We start from the raw sequence: 4,123 nt of genomic DNA, 5'->3' as shown, positions 1-4,123 counted from the left end.
CGGCGACACCGCCCAGGTGGGCCCCCAGATCGCGGAGAAGCTGAACCTGCCCCAGGTGACCTACGTCACCGCCATCGACTTCCAGGGCGGCGTGCTCACCGTGCGGCGGGAGCTGGAGGACGGGTACATGACCATCAAGGTGCAGACCCCCTGCGTGCTCACCTGCATCAAGGAGCTGAACACCCCCCGGTACATGAGCGTGCCCGGGGTGATGGAGTGCTACTCCAAGCCCTACGCCGTGTGGGACTACGAGGCGTTGAAGGAGAGCAAGTGGGTCGGCCCCGTGGAGAACGTGGGCCTGAAGGGCTCCCCCACCCAGGTATACAAGTCCTTCTCCCCCCCGGTGAAGGGCAAGGGCACCATGCTCGAGGGGGCGGACAAGGCCGCCTGCGAGCAGCTGGTGTCCATGCTGGGCGAGAAACACATTATTTAAAGAAGCGCGGAAAAACGGTCTGCGACGGGGCTAACGACGGAGCGGAGCGAAAAACGGCGTGCGGCAGAGCCGCACAGAGTTTTTCGCGCAGTCGTAGGAGTTAGAACCCGGCGCGTCCAGACCGTTTTGGAGCGTGACAATAAGGAAAGGGGAGCAACATTATTTATGGCCTATAATAGTAAAGACACCGCCGCCTTCCAGGGCGTGTGGGTATTTTGTGAGCAGCGGGACGGCGTGATTCTGGGCACCGGGTACCAGCTGCTGAGCGAGGGCCGGAAGCTGGCCGACGATCTGGGCGTGGAGCTGTGCGGCGTGCTGCTGGGCAGCGGCGTGAACGAGCAGTACGCCAAGGCCCTGGGCGGCTACGGCGCGGACAAGGTGTACATCTGCGACCACGAGCTGCTCAAGGACTACACCACCGACGCGTACACCAAGGTTCTGTGCGACCTGGTGGAGGACAAGAAGCCGGAGGTGTTCCTGATTGGGGCCACCAACATCGGCCGGGACCTGGGCCCCCGTGTGGCGGCGCGGCTGCACACCGGCCTGACGGCGGACTGCACCCACCTGGACGTGGATGTGGAGAAGTACAAGGCGTTCCTCAAGACCACCTCCACCATCGACGTGGACAACACCCCCTTTGAGGACACCAAGAACCTGAAGATGACCCGTCCGGCCTTTGGCGGGCACCTGATGGCTACCATCGTGTGCCCGGACTACCGGCCCCAGATGTCCACGGTGCGTCCCGGCGTGATGCAGACCCAGGCCTTTGACGAGGCCAAGAGCCAGCAGACCGTGCTCGAGCACATCGACGTGCAGCTGAGCAGGGAAGACATCCACGTGGATCTCGTGGAGATCAAGAAGTCCGCCAAGAAGCTGGTGGATCTGATCGGCGCGGACGTGGTGGTGGCCGTGGGCCGCGGCATCAGCTCCAACCCCACCCGGGGCATCGAGATCGCCGAGGAGCTGGCCAATGTGCTGGGCGGCGTGGTTGGCGCGTCCCGCGCGGTGGTGGACGCGGGCTGGATTGGCGTGGATCATCAGGTGGGGCAGACGGGCAAGACCGTGCACCCGAAGATCTATGTGGCTCTGGGCATTTCCGGGGCGATCCAGCACTTGGCGGGGATGCAGGATTCGGAGTGCATTATCTCCGTGAATAAGAACGGCAGCGCGCCGATTTTTGACGCGTCTACTTATGGGATTACGGGGGACCTGTTTAAGGTTGGGCCCATGCTGGCGGAGGCGATTAAGGGATTTAAGGAAGGTACGAAGTAAGTCGTATGTCTTAATAACTTAGAAAACAGCCCTGCTTGATTGGATTTCGTATTCCAAGCAAACAGGGCTGTTTTCATTTAAGACGGCCAGCATGGAAAAAAGTGACGGAAGTGGTGGCGGCCCTTATCTGGAGCGGAAATAGGTCCCTCATTTGCCAGCGTCCTGCCCACAAGTCCCGGGGGCTGTTGTGGGAATTCGTGGGCGGCAGGGTGGAGCCGGGAGCGACAAAGGAACAGGCCCAGATCTGGATGTGCAATCTGACGCTGTTCCACGCTGAGATCCGTGAGGAAGTGCCGCGGATGCTGGAGCATAACGCAGGCGGGTTTTGTAGGTGCTTATCAAGCGAATGGGTGCGATCGTAATCCTTGCTAAGATTTGAAAAGCAGCTATGGGACACGGCCTATGTCTTTCGCGGCATCGTGAACGCTTCGGAGCATAAGTCTGAAGTATATCTCTGACCGCCGTGATTGCAATCAAAAGAGCTGCAAGAAGATCGGCAAAGCGGATGGCAAATCATACAAGAGAACTATGCGTACTTAGAACTACTTGTTGAACTCGCGATGGTAGAAAGCGCCCTCTCCCAGCCTGTGGAGAGGGCACTTTCTACTACTGATTTTACAAATGCCGGACAATCACTGGATTTTCTTAGATGTAGAGCACATTTTTGATACTGCGCCGCTCCTCAATGGCCTGGAACGCCGCCTGCCAGTCAGCCAGGGCGTATTCCCCCGTCACCATCGGCTTCAGGCTGTTGCAGCCTTCCGCCAGCAGAGCAATGGCCCGATCCATATACTGATAATTGCTTTTCATGTGGAAACACACCCGCACCGCCTTGCGCAGGCAGACATCCCAGGTAACAGGCACAGTGTCCTGCCGGGTGCCGCCCATCACGGTAATGAGTCCGCCGGGTTTAACCATGGCCATGGCGGCGTTGATACACGCCGAGGCTCCGCTGGCCTCCAACACAATATCCGCCCCCACACCGCCAGTCATGGACAATACCTGGGCGACAGCGTCATCCCTGTCTGTGTCAATCAGGGTGGTGGCACCCAACTGCTCCGCCGCAGGGAAACCCAGGGCGGTATCCTGGGTGCGGCCGCATAGGATAATCTGCTTTGCCCCACAGGCCCGGGCCGCGGCCACCCCCAGCAGGCCCACCTGCCCTGCTCCCATGACGACAGCGGTTTCCATGGCCTGCTGTTCAATCGGGATTCCAAAATTGCCCAGCACCATAGAGAAGGGCTCCAAAATAGCCGCCTGACTGGTGGGGACATCCTGGGGCACAATATGCAGACAGCTCTCCGGCACCGCCACATAGGACGCCATGGCCCCATCCCGATGAATGCCCAGACTGCGGGTCTGGGCACACAGCTGGGTCAGTCCCATTTTGCAGGCAGGACAGCGGCCGCAGGCATAGAGGTGGGGCTGGGCCGTAACCCGATCCCCAGGTTGGACAGTTCCCGCGCCTCCCTCCACCAGTTCCACCACACCTATCAGCTCGTGCCCCATAATAAACGGGGGCGTACAGGGGAATTTACCATGGTAAATATGGAAGTCCATGCCGCACACGGCGCAGGCCTCTACCCGCACCAGCACGTTGTTCACGCTATTCAAAACAGGTTCGGGCCTGTCCTGGAGGCTCACGTTTCCTGGTCCGGGGACAGATTTGTACAGTGCAATCATAATTGGGTTCTCCTTTCAGCGTGGTGGTGTCAGCTCGTCGGGAAATGGACACACGTAGGTGCCAGATCCCACCATCCGCTCAAATTCCCTGCGGGCAGCTTGGAGCAGACTGCCATCCCGATCCTCGAACAGCTTGGCAGCACACAAGGCAATACATTTGGCCGCCTCCAGCATTCCCTTCTGGCCAATGGTGCTGCGTGTCTGGGCAGTCATTTCCCAGGTATGGTTGGGGGTGCCGATGGTATAGCAGGGCACCTCTACCTGGGCTGTAGGCACACAGCGGCTCACGTCCCCCACATCGGTGGACGCAGGGGCGTGAAACTCCCGGTCAATGAACTTTCCGGGGCGGTCGTAGAGGACATGAGTTTTATAATACTCCCGGGCCTCGTCCGCCGAAAGGCCGGTGAATTCCCAGGCAATACCCTTTGTGCAGTCCTCCGGCAAAGAAGCACGGATCTTTCGGGCCAGCGCGTAATCTTCTTCGTCGTAAGCGATAGGGCCTACCTCATCCACCGCCTCGCCCATCAACCGGGTGAGCGTCAGGTTGGGCACATAGTCGGACGCTCCCTCATTATACCGAATGGAGACCTGGGTACCGGTCATCAAGGCGGCACCTCGGACAATGTCCTCCACCCGGCCCCGGACAGCTAAGGCATCGTCAATGGTGGACGAGCGGATGATGGAGGAGCAGCTCATCAAGGTGTGCCGGACGGCGGCGGCCCACAAGCGGGAGGG

The 4,123-nt window shown here is 59.8% G+C and carries 3 protein-coding genes and 2 pseudogenes; 3 read left to right on the top strand and 2 right to left on the bottom strand.

Annotated features, from left to right (window positions below; all coding sequences use genetic code 11):
• From QZ329_RS15120 to QZ329_RS15110, 3 genes and pseudogenes are all read left to right on the top strand, one after another.
• Window positions 1–433: pseudogene (locus tag QZ329_RS15120) on the top strand (electron transfer flavoprotein subunit beta); the annotation flags it as partial.
• A 165-nt stretch (window positions 434–598) separates the two neighbouring features.
• Complete coding sequence (gene acrA, locus QZ329_RS15115) at window positions 599–1,705, top strand: acryloyl-CoA reductase electron transfer subunit beta (protein WP_295753836.1); 1,107 nt, start codon at window positions 599–601, stop codon at window positions 1,703–1,705.
• A gap of 101 nt (window positions 1,706–1,806) precedes the next feature.
• Window positions 1,807–2,067, top strand: a complete 261-nt coding sequence (locus tag QZ329_RS15110; RefSeq protein ID WP_365352325.1) for an NUDIX domain-containing protein — start codon at window positions 1,807–1,809, stop codon at window positions 2,065–2,067.
• Window positions 2,068–2,350: 283 nt separating this feature from the next.
• Here QZ329_RS15110 and QZ329_RS15105 read toward each other — a convergent pair whose 3' ends face one another.
• Window positions 2,351–3,388 (bottom strand): alcohol dehydrogenase catalytic domain-containing protein, encoded by a 1,038-nt coding sequence (locus tag QZ329_RS15105; protein ID WP_295753835.1) that lies wholly within the window; start codon window positions 3,386–3,388, stop codon window positions 2,351–2,353.
• Between the two features lie 15 nt (window positions 3,389–3,403).
• Window positions 3,404–4,123 (bottom strand): annotated as a pseudogene (locus tag QZ329_RS15100) (hypothetical protein); the annotation flags it as partial.

It is taken from the genome of uncultured Oscillibacter sp. (assembly GCF_910579365.1).
GTDB lineage: Bacteria > Bacillota > Clostridia > Oscillospirales > Oscillospiraceae > Oscillibacter.
This window is presented reverse-complemented; position numbering and strand designations above follow the sequence as displayed.